We start from the raw sequence: 17706 nt of genomic DNA, 5'->3' as shown, positions 1-17706 counted from the left end.
ATCAGCCCTTTAAATTTTGTGTAACAGCTTGATAATCATCTTGTTTGAAGAAGTATGAACCTGTCACTAACATCTTAGCGCCATTTTTAACGCAAATTTCGGCTGTTTCTGCATTAATTCCACCATCAACTTCAATATCAAAAGTGAGTTGCTTTTCATTTTTTAAAGTATTTAATTCCAACACTTTATCCACACAATCCTCAATAAATGATTGGCCACCAAATCCAGGATTTACTGTCATAATTAAAACATAGTCCACTGCATTGATAATAGGTAAAATTTGGCTCACGGGTGTTCCCGGATTAATCACTACGCCTGCTTTTTTCCCTTTATTCTTAATTTGTTCGATAGCTCTATGGATATGTGCAGTCGCTTCTAAATGCACAGAAATTAAGTCTGCACCATGATCTGCAAAAAGTTCAATATACTGTTCTGGATTTTCAATCATCAAATGAACATCAATTGGTAACTTTGATTGTTGTCGCACAGCGTCTAAAATAGGTATGCCAATTGAAATATTTGGCACAAATTGTCCATCCATTACATCGAAATGTAAGCCATCTACACCTGCTTCTTCCAATTTAACTAATTCATCCTTTAAATTTAAAAAATCTACTGATAATAATGAAGGTAATACTTTTGTCATTTAATATCGTACCTTTCTTTCTGAAATTTCATTGAATAACTGTAAATAATGTTCATATCTAAATTGAGCAATATTCCCAACATCTAATTCTTCTTTGACTTTACATTTCGGTTCCTTTAAATGATTACAATTACGGAACTTACATTGTGTGCCATATTGTGCGATTTCGATGAAGTAATCTTTAAGTTCATCTTTATCAATATGATCAAAATCTAATGCGCTAAATCCAGGTGTATCTGCAATAAACCCATTAACTGTTTCGTGAAGTTCAACATGTCTTGTTGTATGTTTACCACGATTCAAAGATTTTGAAATATCGTTAGTATCAAGATTTAGTTCTGGTTTAAAACGATTTAAAAAGGTTGATTTACCCACACCAGATTGACCACTTAATACAATCAAACCCTCTCCCCATTCTTGTACCAAAGCATGTTGATCGTCATTAATACCAACAAATTGAGTTGAATAACCTATTTCTTCATATATAGCTAAATAACTATTGATTTTTTCAATTTGATTATCGTCAGCCATATCTTTTTTAGTAACTAATATTCTAGTATCTAAGCCATAAGAATGTGCTATGACTAAGAATCTATCTAATAATTGAGTAGAAAACTGTGGTTCAACTGCACTCATGACTATAACTAATGTATCTATATTACTGACAGGTGGTCGTTTTAAAGCATTCTCTCTTTCATGAACATGTTGGATGTAACCTTCCGTTTCATTTTGAACATCAAAGTCAACAATATCGCCAACGATTGGTGAAAATTTCTTTTTTCTAAATAAGCCACGAGGCTTGGTATTATACCTAGTGCCATTCACATCAACTTGATAAACACCACTTATCAATTTTACAATTCGACCAGTCTTCAAAAGGACACCTCTCAATTTTATTTTACTGTTATTAGTATATCAAAATCATAACTATTTATATATCTTTTTATATATAAAAAGACGGTGAGTATTATTTTCAACTCACCGTCTGACCTGTAGTACTATATTGTATAGATTTAATCATCATATCCTACATCTTTATCTGCAACAACTTTATTATCTACTCTGATAGTATAACCAGCTGTTTTGCCTTTTTCGATTTTCATTGGAATATTGATAGATTTATTATCTTTGATTTCAAAGGATTGTATAGCCTCAGAACCATCATTATCTTTATCTCGAATATAAACTTCTACTTTTTGGCTTTTTCCTTTTTTACCAGAATAAGGTACTTCAACAGATTCATTGTAATTTTTTATGTCTTTTGCTGATGAATCCTCTGAATCATCTTCCTTAGATTTATCGTCATCAGAATCTGATTCTTTCCCCTTTGAAACGACTAATGAGATAGTAGAACCTTCATCAATAGATTTACTCTTAGGTGATTGTGAAATAACATTGTTCTTTTTCACACTATCACTATACGTTTCAGAAACCTTTACTTTAAACCCTTTTGATTCAAGTTCTTTTTTAGCTGTAGAATATGATTTGTTTTCATAATTACTAACATAAACTTGTCTGACACCAAGTGATTCATAAATCTTTATATTATGATCATTTAATTTCACTTGTTTGTTAGCAGCAACATTTTGGTTAGCAATATAACCTTTTGGCGTATTCGCATTATAGGTTTGTTCAACAGCAACATCTTTAAGCCCTACTTTTTCAAGTTTATTCAAGGCTTCATTTTTTGATAATCCAACGACACTTGGCATTTTGACTGTTTCAGGTCCTTTTGATAAAACAATATCAATTTTGTCACCACGTTCTACACGTTCCCCTTTACCTGGACGTGACTTAATAACTTGGTTTTCAGGATATTTATTACTATAATCTCTCGAAATATCTCCAAGATTTAATTGGTGATTTTTTAATATTTTCTCAGCTTGTTTTTCAGTTTTTCCTGATACATTTGGCATTTCCTCATATTTACTACCGAATACAGCCATGCTGATAAAGGCAATCAAACCAATCAACAATAATGCGAAAATAAACGCAAATAAAAATTTCTTTTTCTTAGAACTTTTTTTACGAGGTGGCTCATAAATTGGACTTTCCATACTTTGAAATTGTTGATGGTTGACTTTTTGATCCATAATTGGAATTTGCATCGTCTCTTCAATGCTTTTTTCTTTTGGTGTATCATCTATTTTTTTAGAAATTTCATCCTTCGAAAACGACATTGTCTTTGTTTTCGTTTGATCTAACTCATATTTTTCTTCATTTGAACGATTTTCGTGTAGCGCACTACTTAAATCATCACGCATTTGTTGAATGGTACGATATCTATCTGCTCTATCTTTTTCCGTTGCTTTAAGTACAACGTTACTCAAAGCTTGTGGTACCTCTTCACGTTTTTCAGTAGTGATATTGGGAATCGTGTCCTGAATATGCTTAATGGCGATACTTACTGCTGTTTCACCATTAAATGGCGGTTCACCAACAAGCATTTCATAGAGTACAATACCTATTGAATAAATGTCAGTTCCTTCATTAGTCGATTCACCTTTAGCTTGTTCAGGTGATAAGTATTGTACCGTCCCGAGCACATGGTTAGTTTGTGTCAATGATGTTTCACTAATCGCTTTAGCAATTCCAAAATCAAAGATTTTAAGTGTTTTATTTTTATCTATGAGTATATTTTGCGGTTTAATATCCCTATGTACAATTCTATTATCATGTGCATGTTTGATACCTTCAAGAATTTGTTGGGCAAATTGAATTGCTGTCTCTATACTTAAAGGTCCATGATTTTGAATATATTCAGACAATGTTGGCCCTTCTATATATTCCATCACTAAAAAGTAACAGTCGTCCTCTTCAGCTACATCATACATGCTCACAATATTTTTATGTGCCAATTGTGATGAATTATGCACTTCTCTTTCAAATCGACGTAGTGTTTCTTCCTTTTCTCTTGGAGGTATGGAAATCGCTTTGATAGCTACCTTGCGTTTAAGAATAAGATCTTCAGCAAGATACACAATGCTCATGCCACCTCCGCCAAGTTTATCGATGACTTTGTAGCGTTCGTCAATCAGTTTATCGATCATACTCTATCACCTTCGATAGCAGATAAGATAAAACTGATATTATCTTTTGAATCATGTGCGAATGCTATACGCATGATACGCTCACCATGATCTTCTAAAGAGGCGTCTTGTTTTAATTCCTCTTGAATTTCCTCATTTCTAACATAATCTGTTAATCCATCAGAGCATAATAGTAAGAAGTCATAAAAATTTAAGCGCTTAATAAATAAGTCTGGTGACACGCGTTTATCAGTGCCCATAACTTTTGTAATAATATTTCTTTGTGGGTGACGGTATGCTTCTTCTTCTGTGATTTGACCTGTCATCACTAAATGATTGACAAAGGAGTGATCACTTGTAATTTGATCGATTTGCCTACTGTTTATAACATATGCACGAGAATCACCCACATTGGCAACGACAACTGTTTTATCAAATACTAATGCACAAACACAAGTCGTTCCCATACCATAATAATTTGGATTTTCTTGAGCATAATTGTACAAATCAAAATTAATATCTTTAATATTTGTACGCAACCATTCTTCAGCTTGATGTTCTTCTATTAAGTTTTCTGATTCAAAACGTTTTTGTAGCTCATAAGTAACAAACTGACTTGCAATTTCACCAGCTCTATGACCACCCATACCATCACACAAAACTAGCATTTGTTGGTTGGTTTGGTTATAAAAAATACCACCTGCATCTTCATTCTTATCTCTATGTTGTCCAGTATCAGTGAAAAATTGTGCATTTAGCATTGCTCTTACCTCGTTTCTACTTGTCGTTCCTTCGCTCTTAATTGACCACATGCTGCATCAATATCTGACCCTTGTTCACGTCTTATTGTAGCATTGATACCTAATCGTTTTAACTCTTTTTCAAATTTAAAAATGTCATCTTTAGGTGTTTTAACATAATTTCTTTCTGGAACATGGTTCACAGGTATTAAATTCACGTGACAATTTAACCCTTTAATGAGATGCGCTAAATCTCTTGCATGTTCCAATTGATCATTCACACCGCCGAATAAGCCATATTCAAATGTAATTCGTCGATTCGTCTTCTCTTGATAATATTCAATGGCTTCCATTAACTTTTCAACATTATATGCTCTGTTAATCGGCATTAATCTTGAACGCACTTCATCTTTTGCGCCATGTAAACTAACGGCAAAGTTAATTTGAATATCTTCCTCTGCGAAATCATAGATTCTAGGAATAATACCTGATGTTGATACAGTAATATGACGTGCACCTATATTTAAACTATTATCATCATTGACAATTCGCAAGAAATCCATCATTTCGTCATAATTTTCAAATGGCTCTCCGATTCCCATAATAACGATTTGAGAGACACGCTCTTCAGTTTCATCTAACGCCTTTTGTACAGTAAGCACTTGTGAAACAATTTCACCTGCTTCTAAATTACGTTTTAATCCTCCTAATGTTGAGGCACAGAATGTACAACCGATACGACAACCTACTTGCGTTGTTACACATACAGAATTCCCATATTCATGACGCATTAATACTGTCTCAATTGTATATCCATCTTGCAATTCAAATAAGAATTTAATTGTACCGTCTCTACTTTCTTGTTTAACTACAGTAGTTAATGTTGTCATAGCAAAGTTATCTTTTAAAAGTTGTCTTAAATCTTTAGATAAATTCGTCATTTCATCAATACTATCAACACGTTTTTGGTATAACCATTCAAATATTTGTTTTGCTCTGAACTTTTGTTGGCCATGTTCGATAAGCCAATTTTGCATTTCATCATATCTTAATGAATAAATAGACTGCTTCTCAAAATCAGGAAGGAATTTATTTTTCTTTTTCTTTTTATCAGTAATCATTTTAACTTTCCTTTCTTTTAATTCTAGCGATAAAGAATCCATCTGAGTGGTAGTCTTGAGGGAATACTTGTAATGTCTTCACCATTTCCCCTGTCATTGGGTGTTGGAATGGTTCGAATTCGAAATCTTTATTTTGTTTTAAAAATGTATAGACAACATTTTCGTTTTCCATTTGTTCAATCGTACATGTTGAATAAATAATTGAGCCACCTGGCTTCACGTTATGCTTAACATTCTCCAATATTTGTAATTGCAATTCAACTAATGATTGTATAGAATTTTTCGACTGCGTGTATTTTATTTCAGGTTTATGTCTTAATACACCAAAGCCACTACAAGGTGCATCTACTAGAATCTTGTCATATTGGTTATTATAAGGTTTAGTTGCATCATGTTGATAAGCTTTAATATTTTTCAATCTAAGCTTTCTTATATTGAAATCTATTAATTTAATTTTATGGTCATGGATATCAGTTGCATCAACATGTCCCTCCGGAGATAAAATTTCGGCGATGTGACACGCTTTTCCTCCTGGTGCACTACATGCATCAAGGACTGAATCATCTCTGTTTAAGCCCATAATATGTGCAACAAACATAGAACTTTTATCTTGAATTGAAACTAAACCATCCTTAAATGCTCTTGAATTAACAATCGGTTTGCCTGAAATATGGAGACAAAATGGTAACACATCATCTCGTTCAACAGTATAATTCTCTTTCTCTAATGCACTAATAATGTTATCAATAGAACCTCTCGTAATATTTGCTCTAACAGTGGTTGCTACTGGCTCTAAAAATGACTGTGCAATTGCTTCTGTTTGCTCTAAACCGTAATGTGTTACCCAATGATCAACAAGCCATTTTGGTAAACTATATTGAATGGCGATACGTTTTTTATCATCTTGTATATCTTTAACATCAGGCAATTCACTTCTCATGATTGTACGTAGAATACCATTAACCACATTGCCGGTATAATAGCCGCCTTCTTCTTTTGCAATCTCAACCGCTTCATTAATAATGGCATGATTCGGTACCTTATCTAAATATACATATTGATAGATACTCATCCATAACAACTCACGTACCCAACCTTTTATCTTAGTTTTTAAGAAAGGCTTCAAATAAAAATCTAACGTGTATTTGCGTTTAACAGTCCCATATACAAGTTCAGTGAAAAGACCTTTATCTAAATCACTAATCTCATAAGTAGAGAGTACTTCATTGATTTCTAGATTACTATATGCACCTTCATCTAATATTGCTTGTATTGTCTCAAATGCGAGACCTCTTATCGAATTTGTCATACTAATTTCTTCCCAACTAGTGATTCTTGAACACCACTTAAATAATTTGCTACTTGCATACGTTTTTTACCGGCTAATTGTATATCAGTTAGTGCAATACATTCATCTGAAGCTGTTGCAACAACAATTGCTTTTTTAGTCGTTTCAACAATCGTTCCAGGTTCTCCTTTTTTACCAGAAACGATGTGCGCACTATATATTTTTAAATTTTTATCATCCATGATGGTATAAGCTACTGGCCAAGGAGATAAGCCACGAATATGATTATGAATTACCTGTGCATCTTGGTTCCAATTAATTTTTTCATCTTCACGACTAATATTAGAAGCAAATGAAGCTTGAGCTTCATCTTGAACAATACTATCGTTTGTACCATCTAAGATAGACGGTAAAGTTTCTTTAAGTAAATCAGCACCTAAAAAACTTAGCTTATCATGCATAGAACCAACATTATCATCTTGTTCAATTGCAATTGCACGTTGTGAAATAATATTTCCTGCATCTAATTTTTTCACCATATACATGATCGTGATTCCTGTTTCTTTTTCACCATCAATAATCGCTTGATGAATCGGAGCACCGCCACGATATTTAGGTAATAAAGATGCATGTACATTAATAGCACCTAATTTAGGTGAATCTAATAAAGACTCAGGTAAAATTTGCCCAAATGCAGCTGTAACAATTAAATCAGCATCCATGTCTAATAAAGTTTGTAATTCATCAGAATCTTTTATTTTTTCAGGTTGATATACTGGTATATCATGCTCTAATGCTACTTTTTTAACTGGTGGTGGTGTCATGACACGTTTTCTACCTACTGGTCTATCTGGTTGCGTTACAACTGCAACTACTTCTTGTTCTGCGATTAGCATTTCTAATACTTTTGTCGAAAAATCAGGTGTCCCCATAAAAATTATTTTACTCATATTCGAAATACGCCTCCATTTCTTCTTCACTTAGTATACGTTTAGCCTTTTCTGTGAAAAATATGCCATTGAGTTGATCTATCGTATGTAAAATCATTCTAGCTACATCATCATATGCTGTAAGTTCAACAGTATTCCCATTGACATCATTACTTTCTACAACAATCATTTTGCTACGTTCAACTTCACCAAACACATTTGGCAAACTGACTGACCCTTCTAAATCAGTAATGGTTTCTTCAGATTGTTTTTTTATTTTCGGGTTAATCAGTTGTAGCAATCCTTCCATTTCCATATCTACAATCGCTACTTGTTGGTTAATGCCAATTTGATTAGCACTGAGTGCAGACCCTTCCAAAGCATATAGACTATCTTCTACATCTATTAACGTTTGCTTTAATTGATCATCAAAATGTTTAACTGGATTTGCAGGTTGATTAAAAATTGGATGCTCTGATTTTACTAATTTTTTTACTGACACATTTAACGCTCCTCATTAAAATTCATCAAACCATTATAACTTAATTAGCACAAAATTGCGACCTCTCCTAATCAGACTAAAGGATGAGGTCAATGTCTTTGACTTTAATATTATATTTTATAAAATATAAATGAGTAGTATGTTTTGAAAATAGAAAAGTCTTTCAAAATCATTAATTTATTTTTTATAAAGTGAGGTGTAACCATTATGGAAGTCAATAAAGTCATTTACATTTTATTAGCCGTATTCTTAGGAAGCTTTGGAATTCATAAATTCTATGCTGGTAAAACGATGCAAGGCATCTTACACATCTTATTCTGTTGGACAGCGATTCCTCATGTATTAGCAATTATTAGTGCTATTCTAACATTATTCAAGCCTGCAGATGAAAATGGTAATGTGACAATGTAATCTAGCATTGCATTACAACCTAACAAATAAAGCCATTGTGTGTCATCTTTATGTCACACAATGGCTTTTCTATTTACATCATCATTTGTGGATTAATGTCGATTTTTAATGCTAATTTGTCTTTAACATATTGATCATGATAGTAATCGTCTAAATATTGAAGTGCTTTATGAAGTTCTGGCTCTCGTTTGTATTTAACTAAAATTTGGAAACGATATTCGTTATTAATTCTAGATAGTGCTGCAGGTGATGGTCCTAAAACAAGCGCTTGATCTGTAAGATGTTGTAATAAGATTTTATGAATATGTTTGGAAGCTTCCATTACTTTTTTCATTTCTTTATGTGAAATCGTGAAGTTAATTAAAAAGTAATACGGCGGATATTTTCCTAGTTTACGATAAGTCATCTCTTGTTCATAAAACGTTAAATAATCATTTTTCCTAACATCTTCAATAGCATAATGTTCTGGATTATACGTTTGAATAATCACTTTACCTTCTTTTTCATGTCGACCAGCACGACCTGCTACTTGTGTTAATAGTTGATATGTTCGTTCACTCGCTCTGAAATCAGGTAAATTGAGCATGGTATCTGCGTTGAGCACCCCAACGAGAGTGATGTTTGGATAGTCTAGCCCTTTGGCAATCATCTGTGTTCCTAAAAGTATATCTCCTTTACCATTTTCAAAATCATTGAGTAACTTTTCATGCGCACCTTTACGTGAAGTCGTATCAACATCCATTCGAATAATTTTTGCCTGTTCAAATTCTTGTTGTAATAACTCTTCAACTCTTTGTGTTCCCGTACCAACTTGTCTAATATGTTCACTCTCACAATTAGGGCATCGATTAGGTGGTGTTTCTTGATATCCACAATAGTGACATTTCAGTAGATCTGTCGTCTTATGGTAGGTTAAAGAAATATCACAGTTTGGACATTGTGGTACATGACCACAATCACGACATAACATAAATGAAGCGTAGCCTCTTCGATTTAAGAATAATACAATTTGTTCATTGTTATTTAAACAATGTTGAATCGCATCTCTTAACGTTGATGAGAACATTGAACGGTTGCCTTCAGCGAGCTCTTCGCGCATGTCCACGATATCAATTTCTGGTAATGCTTGATTATTCACTCTATGTGGTAATGCAAGTAATTGATAGACATTTTTTTCAGCACGTGCATACGATTCTAAACTTGGTGTCGCACTGCCTAATATGACTGGACAATGGTGATAACGACTTCTCCATTGAGCAATATCTCTGGCATGATATCTAGGATAATCTTCTTGCTTATATGTAGACTCGTGCTCTTCATCGATGATGATTAATCCTAAGTTTTTAAATGGTGCGAATATACTAGAGCGTGCACCGACACTAACTTGTGCACGTCCATCACGAATTTTTTGCCATTCATCGTAACGTTCTCCATTTGATAAACCTGAATGTAATACAGCAACATCATCACCAAAACGACGTTTGACTCTTAATACCATTTGAGGTGTTAAAGCAATTTCAGGTACAAGCATCATAGCTTGTTTACCTTGATTTAGAGCGGATTCAATTGCTTGTAAATAGACCTCCGTTTTACCAGAACCTGTCACACCATGTAATAAAAAGGTTCTTTCTTCGTTGGCATCTATTTTCTCTTTGATTACATCAAAAGCGCTTTGTTGGTCATGTGTTAATTGACGCTTATCTTCTTTCTCAAAAATTCGATTCGCAAATGGATCTCTTTCTATTTCAGCATCATATTTTTCCAAGTACCCCTTTTTAATGAGGGTATCTAAACTTGATTTAGAGAATCCCATTTCTTCAATTTCTTTTAAAAAGACATCTCTATGACGTTCATCTAATAAGTACGCATATAAATCATATTGTTTAATCGCTTTTTTCAAATGATTAAGTATCTCATCCGGATTTCCTATTTCTGTCACTTTAACGGCACGTTGCGTTTTCTTCTTAATATTTTGCGATAAAATTGTTGTTTCTTTTATGATGTCTTGCTTTAGCAAATCATTCAACGCTTCTAAATCATCATTTTTTTGAGCATCTTTATAGAAATAATAACCTTCTTTATTAAATCGCTTTAAAAGTAATTCAGGTATATCATCACCTTTAAGAACCTCAAATGCCTTTTGATATTTAGCTTTTATTGCATTCGGTAACATCACTTCTAAAACAGATATACGTTTTGTTAAATGATAATGACTAAGCCATTCACTGAGTTCAATTAACTCAGGTGTTAGCTCTGGTTTAATATCTTGTATTTCTTTAATTTCCTTTAGCTTACTGATATCAATACCTTCATCAGGTTGACTTTGAATACTCATCACATAGCCTTGTATTGTTCTTGGTCCAAAAGGTACAATCACTCGCACACCTATTTGAACAAATGATTGCAGTCGTTCGGGAATGATATAATCAAACTTAAAGTCGACGCTTTTCGAAGGTATGTCCACAATAACCTTAGCTATCATTATTGCCACCTAGTTTCTAATTCGTCTAAAATATCGTTGGCAATTTCAACTTTTTTGCCTTTCTTAATATTGATCATATCTTGATTTTTAAAATGCATCGTTAATTCATTTTCATCTGAACTAAATCCAATTGAGTGGTCGCCTACATTATTTGAAATAATCACATCTGCATTTTTACGTTTTAATTTATCTTGTGCATACTTTTCAATATTTTGTGTTTCTGCTGCAAACCCTACTAAATATTGATGTGTTTTATGCTCACCAAGATATTTTAGTATGTCTTGTGTTCGTTTGAAATTAACAATTACATCACCATCTTGTTTTTTCATTTTATGGTCTAGAACTTCTGATGGCGTATAATCTGAGACGGCAGCCGCTTTCACAACAATATCTTGCATATCATATCGTTTAGCGGTTTCCTGAAACATCTCTTCTGCGCTTTCAACATGAATAACTTCAATACCTTCTGGATCTGCCAATTGTGTCGGACCAGTTATCAACGTGACATGTGCACCACGTTTTTTTAACGCATTAGCAATAGCAAACCCCATTTTTCCAGAAGATCGATTAGATACAAATCTAACAGGATCAATGACTTCAATCGTTGGCCCTGCAGTAACTAATGCATGTTTGCCATTAAATGAACTTTCCACTATTGTCTCTTGTTGATGGAAATATTGATTGATGACTGAAACAATTTGTAAAGGTTCTTCCATTCGTCCTTTAGCCACATAACCACACGCTAAGTATCCATCACCTGGCTCTATAAATTGATAACCATCAGCTTTGAGTGTTTCAATATTATGTTGTGTGCGCTTATTTTCATACATATGTACATTCATTGCAGGTGCAATAAACGTTTGTGTTTCTGTTGCTAATAACGTTGACGTAATCACATCGTCTGCAATACCAACACTTAACTTCGCAATTGTATTGGCAGTTGCTGGTGCGACAATAATGACATCTGCCCAATCCCCCAATGCCACATGTTGAATTTCTTGCGGGTTTTCTTCTTTAAAAGTATTTGTATATACTGGATTTTTACTTATAGACTGAAAAGCCAATGGTGTTACAAATTCTTGTGCATGGTTTGAAAGCATGACACGTACTTCGTAACCAGCTTGAGTAAGTTTACTTGTTAAATCAATTGCTTTATATGCTGCAATACCGCCTGTTACTGCTAATAAAATATGTTTCATTATCTACTTCTCCTTAAAACATTCTCATTTCACTGAATTCATTTCTTTAAATGAGGATATTCACACAATTTATATTCGCATCTATGTTCAAATTTATATTAATTATACACAAATTGTCGCTAATATTAAAAAAACACACCTCATCTACATGATATTTCCATCACAAGATTGTAATGAAATATCTTCAAAAAGGTGTGTCATAAAATTAGTATATGATTATCCTAAAAATTCTTGCGGGATAACTGGTGATACTTTGCCATCTGCAATTTCTTCTAATGCTTTACCAACAGGCTTAGCTGAATGATATTCAGTTTCTAAAGCTGTTTCTGGTCTTTCGTCTAATTCACGAGCTCTTTTTGCGGCAGTCGTTGCGATAAGATATTTAGATGTAATCTTACCTGTTAATTGGTTTAACGGTGGATTTAACATTATTTTTTAGCCTCCAGTATCATTTTTCTATATTTAGCTTCTATACGCTCACGTTTAAGGTGCTCAGCTTCGACAATAGACTGAATTTTATGTTTAGCTAATTCTACTTCGTCGTTTACCACTACATAATCGTATAAGTTCATCATTTCTACTTCTTTACGTGCTTCGGCAACACGGCTTTGAATTTTCTCATCTGATTCAGTGCCTCTACCAACTAAACGATCCCTTAAATCATCAAGACTTGGTGGAGCAAGGAAAATAAATAATGCTTCAGGGAATTTCTTTCTTACTTGTTTTGCACCTTCGACTTCAATTTCTAAAAATACATCATGTCCTTGGTCCATAGTATCTCTAACATATTGAACAGGCGTCCCATAGTAATTACCTACATACTCGGCATATTCAATAAATTGATCATCTTTTATTAATGCTTCAAACTCTTCTTTCGTCTTGAAAAAGTAATCTACACCATCAACTTCGCCCTCGCGCATGCTACGAGTTGTCATTGATATAGAGTACTTATACGAAGTGTTTGGATCTTCAAATATTTTTTTTCTAACAGTTCCCTTACCAACACCAGAAGGACCTGAAAGAACAATTAACAATCCTTTTTCATTATCCATGCCTTACGACCTCTCTAAGCTATTCTTCTATTATTTAAATATGATATCATATTGCACTTGAAATTGTATAGAGATACTTTAAGCAGTTATCCTCATTTTTCAATTATTCAATGTTTTGAACACGAATCATGACCATTAACACGATGCATGTTACAATAATGGGAATGAATAAAATGAAGGTGGAAGATAATTATGGCATATGATGGCCTATTTACAAAAAAGATGGTGACTTCTTTACAAGATTTAGTTACTGGAAGAATTCATAAAATCAATCAACCAGAAAATGATACAATCATCATCGTTGTTCGCCAAAATCGTCAAAATCATCAATTACTTTTATCTATACATCCTAGCTTCTCTAGATTACAATTAACGAATAAAAAATATGATAATCCATTTGATCCCCCAATGTTCGCACGTGTCTTTCGTAAGCATTTGGAAGGTGGTATTATTAAAGCTATTCGTCAAATTGGTAATGACAGAAGAGTTGAAATCGATGTACAAAGTAAAGATGAAATCGGTGATACGATACACCGCACAATTATTTTAGAGATTATGGGCAAACACAGTAATTTGATATTAGTAGATGACGAACGAAAAATTCTCGAAGGTTTTAAACATCTTACACCTAATACAAATCAATATCGCACAGTTATGCCCGGTTTTAAATACGAAGCACCACCTACACAACATAAACTTAACCCTTATGATGTATCAGGTAAAGATATTTTAAAATATATCGATTTTAATGCAGGTAGAATTGCTAAACAATTACTTAACACATTTGAAGGTTTTAGTCCTTTAATTACAAATGAAATCGTAAGTCGACGTCAGTTCATGACGCCTGACACTTTACCAGAGGCATATGATGAAGTGATGGCTGAAACACTTGAAGCTCCAACACCTGTGTTTCATAAGAATCATCAATCAGGTAAAGAGGATTTCTACTTCATGACATTAAACCAATTTTATGATGATAAGGTTACCTATGAATCACTCAATGAATTACTTGATCGTTATTATGATGCGAGAGGTGAACGTGAACGTGTCAAACAACGTGCTAACGATTTAGTTCGGTTCGTTCAACAACAACTTCATAAATATCAAAATAAATTAAGTAAATTGTTACAAGAATACGAAGGTACTAAAGATAAAGATAACTATCAACTTTATGGCGAATTAATAACCGCTAATATTTATCGTATAAAACAAGGTGATGAATCTGTAACTGTACTTAATTATTACAATAATGAGGAAATCACTATTCCTTTAAATCCAACTAAATCTCCATCAGTGAACGCTCAATATTATTACAGACAGTATAATCGCATGAAGACTCGTGAACATGAGCTCCAGCATCAATTACAATTAACTAAAGAAAATATTGATTACTTTACAAGTATAGAACAACAACTTGAACATATTACTGTCAATGAAATTGATGATATTCGTGATGAATTAGCAGACCAAGGATTTATGAAGCAACGTAAAAATGTTAAGAAGAAGAAAAATGCTAAAATCCAATTACAATCTTATATATCATCTGATGGCGACACTATTTTAGTTGGTAAAAACAACAAACAGAATGATTACCTTACAAATAAAAAAGCACAAAAAAATCATATATGGTTCCATACCAAAGATATACCAGGTTCACACGTAGTCATACTAAACGACACACCATCAGAGGAAACAATTAAAGAAGCGGCTATGTTAGCAGGTTATTTCTCTAAAGCAGGTAACTCTGGACAAATCCCTGTTGATTATACAGAGATTCGCCATGTGCATAAACCATCTGGCGCTAAACCTGGATTTGTTACCTATGATAATCAAAAAACATTATATGCTACACCTGATTATGATCATATACAAAAAATGAAATCTGACAGTTTAAATTAAGTCAAATTAAAGCACTGATTCTGCATCATTAAATGCAAAACCAGTGCTTTTTTATGTTATCGATTAATGTTTTTCTGGTAAAGCCAATTGGAAACTAACACCAAACTTATCTTGTACCCATGCAAACTCTCTATACGGAGGCATTTCTGTTTTAGGCATCAAAATGGCTCCCTCTTTTTTCAGACCACTAAATAATCTTTCCATTTCCATAGGATCTTTAACAGTGACATAAAGTGACATTGCAGGATTCATAGGTAATTCCTCTCCATTGTTCGCATCAATAGCCATAAATACTTGACCATTAAGTGTAAATATAGAGTGTTGAACTGTACCTGGTGTGCCTGGTCCATTTTCATCATATTTAACCATAGTTAAAATTTCACTATCTTCAAATAAACTTGTATATAAATTGATAGCTTCTTCGGCTTGATCATTAAACATTAAAAATGTTGTTATTTTTGGTATTTCCATTTTAATCCCCCTAAAGGTATGTTTATTTTTCTTTAATATAGTTTAACATGTGTAACGATTATTTTCTGTCCAAGACCTATTTATAAATCGGTCGTTTTCACAAAACTTTTTTCGAACAAGAGTTGATAAATTTTGACTTATCATTATGAACAGTTAAAATTAAACTAAGTGAAAAGGAGGCCATAACATGACACATGTACTTATACCTTTATTAATATTAGTAATTGTTCTACTCATTGGATGGCTATTAACTAAAATATTTATTCGTTAATACAATATACAATATAGAGCGGTGTACAATCATTGTTTAAACACTTTGACTGTACACCGCTCTATTATTTCATACTACTTATTAAGATGTAATTTCACTAAAGCCTTTTTACAACTCGCCTTTTACGCGTAAGTCTTGCTTTGCTTTTTTAAAAATATCACTTGAATGCACAAACGCATCTCGGCTCATCTCTTTCTGAAATTGAACCATCGTTGATTCATTAGTCTGAGCATCGGTGTATACATTTTCACGATAGTCCTCTTCTCTACTTAAAAATGCATTACAATGTTTTAAGGATGTATACAAATTATTATTATTGTTTTGTTTTTTCATGGTCATCCCACCTATGCTCTTATCTTATGATAAGTTATCTCTCCATTCAACTAATGTCTTAATATCATCTTCAGAAATTTCTCCTTGCTCTTTAGCAACGTCAATTAACTCATTATAATTACTTAATGTATAGAAAGGTATCTTCGCTTCATTAAATGTTTCATCAGCTTTGGCTAATCCATAAGTAAAGATAGCTACAACACCTAATACTTCTGCACCACTTTCTTTTAATGCATCTACTGCAGTTATTGAAGAACCGCCAGTTGAAATTAAGTCTTCTATAACTACGACTTTCTTACCTTCACTTTTCGCACCTTCGATTTGATTTTGCTTACCATGACTTTTACTTTTTGAACGTACATAGTTCATAGGTAATTCCATTTTTTCTGAAATATATGCAGCGTGTGGAATCCCTGCTGTCGCAGTTCCTGATATCACTTCTACATCTTCGAATTTTTCGTTAATTAATTTGATTAAACCATCTCTAATCGCATTACGTACGAGTGGATAACCTAATGTAACACGATTATCACAATAGATAGGTGATTTAATTCCTGAACTCCATGTAAATAAATCATTGGGTGAAAGTGATACTGCCTTAATATCTAATAATGCCTTTGCAATTTCTTTAGCCATTTAACCTAACCAACTTTCTTTAATAATTTGATAACTTTTAACTGGATCATCACTCTGTGTTATAGGTCGTCCAACGACAATATGTGTTGAACCTAATTGTTTTGCTTGCTCGGGAGTTGTAATACGCTTTTGGTCGTTTTGAGCGGCACCTTCTGGTCTAATACCTGGTGTAACCTTCATAAAATCTTTACCTAGTTGAGCAGTTATTAACTCCGCTTCAAGTGGTGAACATACCACACCATCTAAACCAGCTTGTTGACTTAACTTAGCATAGTTTAATACAGCCTCTTCAATTGTCGTTTGAATGTTTTGTTCTTCGTGTAACTGTGTCTCTGTAGTTGATGTTAACTGAGTCACTGCAATGATTCTGGTATGTTTATTATGTTGACGTAATCCTTTAATAGCCGCTTCCATCATTGCCTTCCCACCAGCTGCATGCACATTGACTAAATCTACATCTAGCTTCGCTAAACCTTCCATGGCTTTACTCACAGTGTTTGGAATATCATGTAATTTTAAATCCAAGAAAATACTATGTCCTCTATCTTTAATAGATTTAATCAGTTCAGGTCCGGTTTGATAGAATAATTCCATACCAACTTTAACAAATAATGGTTCATCGAATTGATCTAAAAATGCATTTACTTTATCAGCTGATTCAAAATCTAATGCAATAATTGGTAATTGTTTCATCGTG

The 17706-nt window shown here is 33.2% G+C and carries 18 protein-coding genes; 2 read left to right on the top strand and 16 right to left on the bottom strand.

The genetic code is table 11. The features are described 5' to 3' along the window. Position 1 precedes the first annotated feature (1 nt). From rpe to ACJQQZ_RS03235, 8 genes are all read right to left on the bottom strand, one after another. The gene (rpe, locus tag ACJQQZ_RS03270; protein WP_124228362.1) at positions 2–646 is read right to left on the bottom strand and encodes a ribulose-phosphate 3-epimerase; all 645 of its coding nucleotides are present in this window, start codon (positions 644–646) and stop codon (positions 2–4) included. After that, positions 647–1522, bottom strand: a complete 876-nt coding sequence (gene rsgA / locus ACJQQZ_RS03265) for a ribosome small subunit-dependent GTPase A (protein ID WP_049424982.1) — start codon at positions 1520–1522, stop codon at positions 647–649. Positions 1523–1659: 137 nt separating this feature from the next. Then, the gene (pknB, locus tag ACJQQZ_RS03260; RefSeq protein WP_124228363.1) at positions 1660–3696 is read right to left on the bottom strand and encodes a Stk1 family PASTA domain-containing Ser/Thr kinase; all 2037 of its coding nucleotides are present in this window, start codon (positions 3694–3696) and stop codon (positions 1660–1662) included. Next, complete coding sequence (locus ACJQQZ_RS03255) at positions 3693–4436, bottom strand: Stp1/IreP family PP2C-type Ser/Thr phosphatase (protein WP_002450590.1); 744 nt, start codon at positions 4434–4436, stop codon at positions 3693–3695. Before ACJQQZ_RS03255 ends, pknB begins: the two co-directional genes overlap by 4 nt. Before the next feature lie 5 nt (positions 4437–4441). Next, entirely contained in the window at positions 4442–5536 is a 1095-nt protein-coding gene (gene rlmN / locus ACJQQZ_RS03250; protein WP_002450591.1) for a dual-specificity RNA methyltransferase RlmN, read from the bottom strand. A gap of 1 nt (position 5537) precedes the next feature. Then, positions 5538–6845: a 16S rRNA (cytosine(967)-C(5))-methyltransferase RsmB gene (rsmB, locus tag ACJQQZ_RS03245; RefSeq protein ID WP_124228364.1), complete on the bottom strand. Its 1308-nt coding sequence runs from the start codon at positions 6843–6845 to the stop codon at positions 5538–5540. Continuing rightward, complete coding sequence (fmt, locus tag ACJQQZ_RS03240) at positions 6842–7774, bottom strand: methionyl-tRNA formyltransferase (protein ID WP_002450593.1); 933 nt, start codon at positions 7772–7774, stop codon at positions 6842–6844. Before fmt ends, rsmB begins: the two co-directional genes overlap by 4 nt. Continuing rightward, positions 7767–8255, bottom strand: a complete 489-nt coding sequence (locus tag ACJQQZ_RS03235; protein ID WP_049425259.1) for a peptide deformylase — start codon at positions 8253–8255, stop codon at positions 7767–7769. The genes fmt and ACJQQZ_RS03235 overlap by 8 nt, the downstream gene beginning before the upstream one ends. Positions 8256–8462: 207 nt before the next feature. Between ACJQQZ_RS03235 and ACJQQZ_RS03230 the strand changes: the two genes are divergently transcribed. Further along, positions 8463–8666: a TM2 domain-containing protein gene (locus ACJQQZ_RS03230; RefSeq protein WP_002450595.1), complete on the top strand. Its 204-nt coding sequence runs from the start codon at positions 8463–8465 to the stop codon at positions 8664–8666. A 73-nt stretch (positions 8667–8739) separates the two neighbouring features. Here ACJQQZ_RS03230 and priA read toward each other — a convergent pair whose 3' ends face one another. The 4 genes from priA to gmk form a co-directional block, all read right to left on the bottom strand. Next, a complete protein-coding gene (priA, locus tag ACJQQZ_RS03225; RefSeq protein ID WP_145505183.1) occupies positions 8740–11148 on the bottom strand; it encodes a primosomal protein N' in 2409 nt (802 codons plus the stop codon). Next, a complete protein-coding gene (coaBC, locus tag ACJQQZ_RS03220; RefSeq protein ID WP_145505180.1) occupies positions 11148–12347 on the bottom strand; it encodes a bifunctional phosphopantothenoylcysteine decarboxylase/phosphopantothenate--cysteine ligase CoaBC in 1200 nt (399 codons plus the stop codon). The genes priA and coaBC overlap by 1 nt, the downstream gene beginning before the upstream one ends. Positions 12348–12563: 216 nt before the next feature. Continuing rightward, positions 12564–12776 carry a DNA-directed RNA polymerase subunit omega gene (gene rpoZ / locus ACJQQZ_RS03215; RefSeq protein WP_002450598.1) on the bottom strand — a complete coding sequence of 71 codons (213 nt, stop codon included), beginning with the start codon at positions 12774–12776 and terminating at the stop codon, positions 12564–12566. Next, positions 12776–13399 carry a guanylate kinase gene (gene gmk, locus ACJQQZ_RS03210; RefSeq protein WP_002450599.1) on the bottom strand — a complete coding sequence of 208 codons (624 nt, stop codon included), beginning with the start codon at positions 13397–13399 and terminating at the stop codon, positions 12776–12778. Before gmk ends, rpoZ begins: the two co-directional genes overlap by 1 nt. 192 nt (positions 13400–13591) lie before the next feature. On the opposite strand from gmk, the gene ACJQQZ_RS03205 reads away from it, so the two are divergent. Further along, entirely contained in the window at positions 13592–15298 is a 1707-nt protein-coding gene (locus tag ACJQQZ_RS03205) for an Rqc2 family fibronectin-binding protein (protein ID WP_145505177.1), read from the top strand. A 63-nt stretch (positions 15299–15361) separates the two neighbouring features. Here ACJQQZ_RS03205 and ACJQQZ_RS03200 read toward each other — a convergent pair whose 3' ends face one another. The 4 genes from ACJQQZ_RS03200 to pyrF all read right to left on the bottom strand — a co-directional run bounded on the left by ACJQQZ_RS03200 (position 15362) and on the right by pyrF (position 17702). Beyond that, positions 15362–15769, bottom strand: coding sequence for a VOC family protein (locus ACJQQZ_RS03200; protein ID WP_049425263.1), 408 nt, complete (start codon positions 15767–15769; stop codon positions 15362–15364). A gap of 379 nt (positions 15770–16148) precedes the next feature. After that, the gene (locus ACJQQZ_RS03195; protein ID WP_107532444.1) at positions 16149–16373 is read right to left on the bottom strand and encodes a hypothetical protein; all 225 of its coding nucleotides are present in this window, start codon (positions 16371–16373) and stop codon (positions 16149–16151) included. 24 nt (positions 16374–16397) lie between these two features. Further along, entirely contained in the window at positions 16398–17009 is a 612-nt protein-coding gene (gene pyrE / locus ACJQQZ_RS03190; RefSeq protein WP_002450603.1) for an orotate phosphoribosyltransferase, read from the bottom strand. Next, on the bottom strand, positions 17010–17702 hold the full coding sequence (gene pyrF, locus ACJQQZ_RS03185) for an orotidine-5'-phosphate decarboxylase (protein WP_049425264.1): 693 nt from the start codon (positions 17700–17702) through the stop codon (positions 17010–17012). Between the last annotated feature and the right edge of the window lie 4 nt (positions 17703–17706).

It is taken from the genome of Staphylococcus sp. KUGN1 (assembly GCF_045984185.1).
GTDB lineage: Bacteria > Bacillota > Bacilli > Staphylococcales > Staphylococcaceae > Staphylococcus > Staphylococcus warneri_A.
The sequence above is the reverse complement of the archived record's forward strand: the minus strand, read 5'-3'. Positions and strand labels throughout refer to the sequence as shown.

Excerpts from the sequence above, each read along its gene's own strand:
- rpe (WP_124228362.1), bottom strand. The coding sequence starts at position 646 with ATGACAAAAGTATTACCTTCATTATTATCAGTAGATTTTTTAAATTTA.
- pknB (WP_124228363.1), bottom strand. The coding sequence starts at position 3,696 with ATGATCGATAAACTGATTGACGAACGCTACAAAGTCATCGATAAACTT.
- ACJQQZ_RS03255 (WP_002450590.1), bottom strand. The coding sequence starts at position 4,436 with ATGCTAAATGCACAATTTTTCACTGATACTGGACAACATAGAGATAAG.
- rlmN (WP_002450591.1), bottom strand. The coding sequence starts at position 5,536 with ATGATTACTGATAAAAAGAAAAAGAAAAATAAATTCCTTCCTGATTTT.
- rsmB (WP_124228364.1), bottom strand. The coding sequence starts at position 6,845 with ATGACAAATTCGATAAGAGGTCTCGCATTTGAGACAATACAAGCAATA.
- fmt (WP_002450593.1), bottom strand. The coding sequence starts at position 7,774 with ATGAGTAAAATAATTTTTATGGGGACACCTGATTTTTCGACAAAAGTA.
- ACJQQZ_RS03230 (WP_002450595.1), top strand. The coding sequence starts at position 8,463 with ATGGAAGTCAATAAAGTCATTTACATTTTATTAGCCGTATTCTTAGGA.
- priA (WP_145505183.1), bottom strand. The coding sequence starts at position 11,148 with ATGATAGCTAAGGTTATTGTGGACATACCTTCGAAAAGCGTCGACTTT.
- coaBC (WP_145505180.1), bottom strand. The coding sequence starts at position 12,347 with ATGAAACATATTTTATTAGCAGTAACAGGCGGTATTGCAGCATATAAA.
- rpoZ (WP_002450598.1), bottom strand. The coding sequence starts at position 12,776 with ATGTTAAATCCACCGTTAAACCAATTAACAGGTAAGATTACATCTAAA.
- gmk (WP_002450599.1), bottom strand. The coding sequence starts at position 13,399 with ATGGATAATGAAAAAGGATTGTTAATTGTTCTTTCAGGTCCTTCTGGT.
- ACJQQZ_RS03205 (WP_145505177.1), top strand. The coding sequence starts at position 13,592 with ATGGCATATGATGGCCTATTTACAAAAAAGATGGTGACTTCTTTACAA.
- ACJQQZ_RS03200 (WP_049425263.1), bottom strand. The coding sequence starts at position 15,769 with ATGGAAATACCAAAAATAACAACATTTTTAATGTTTAATGATCAAGCC.
- ACJQQZ_RS03195 (WP_107532444.1), bottom strand. The coding sequence starts at position 16,373 with ATGAAAAAACAAAACAATAATAATAATTTGTATACATCCTTAAAACAT.
- pyrE (WP_002450603.1), bottom strand. The coding sequence starts at position 17,009 with ATGGCTAAAGAAATTGCAAAGGCATTATTAGATATTAAGGCAGTATCA.
- pyrF (WP_049425264.1), bottom strand. The coding sequence starts at position 17,702 with ATGAAACAATTACCAATTATTGCATTAGATTTTGAATCAGCTGATAAA.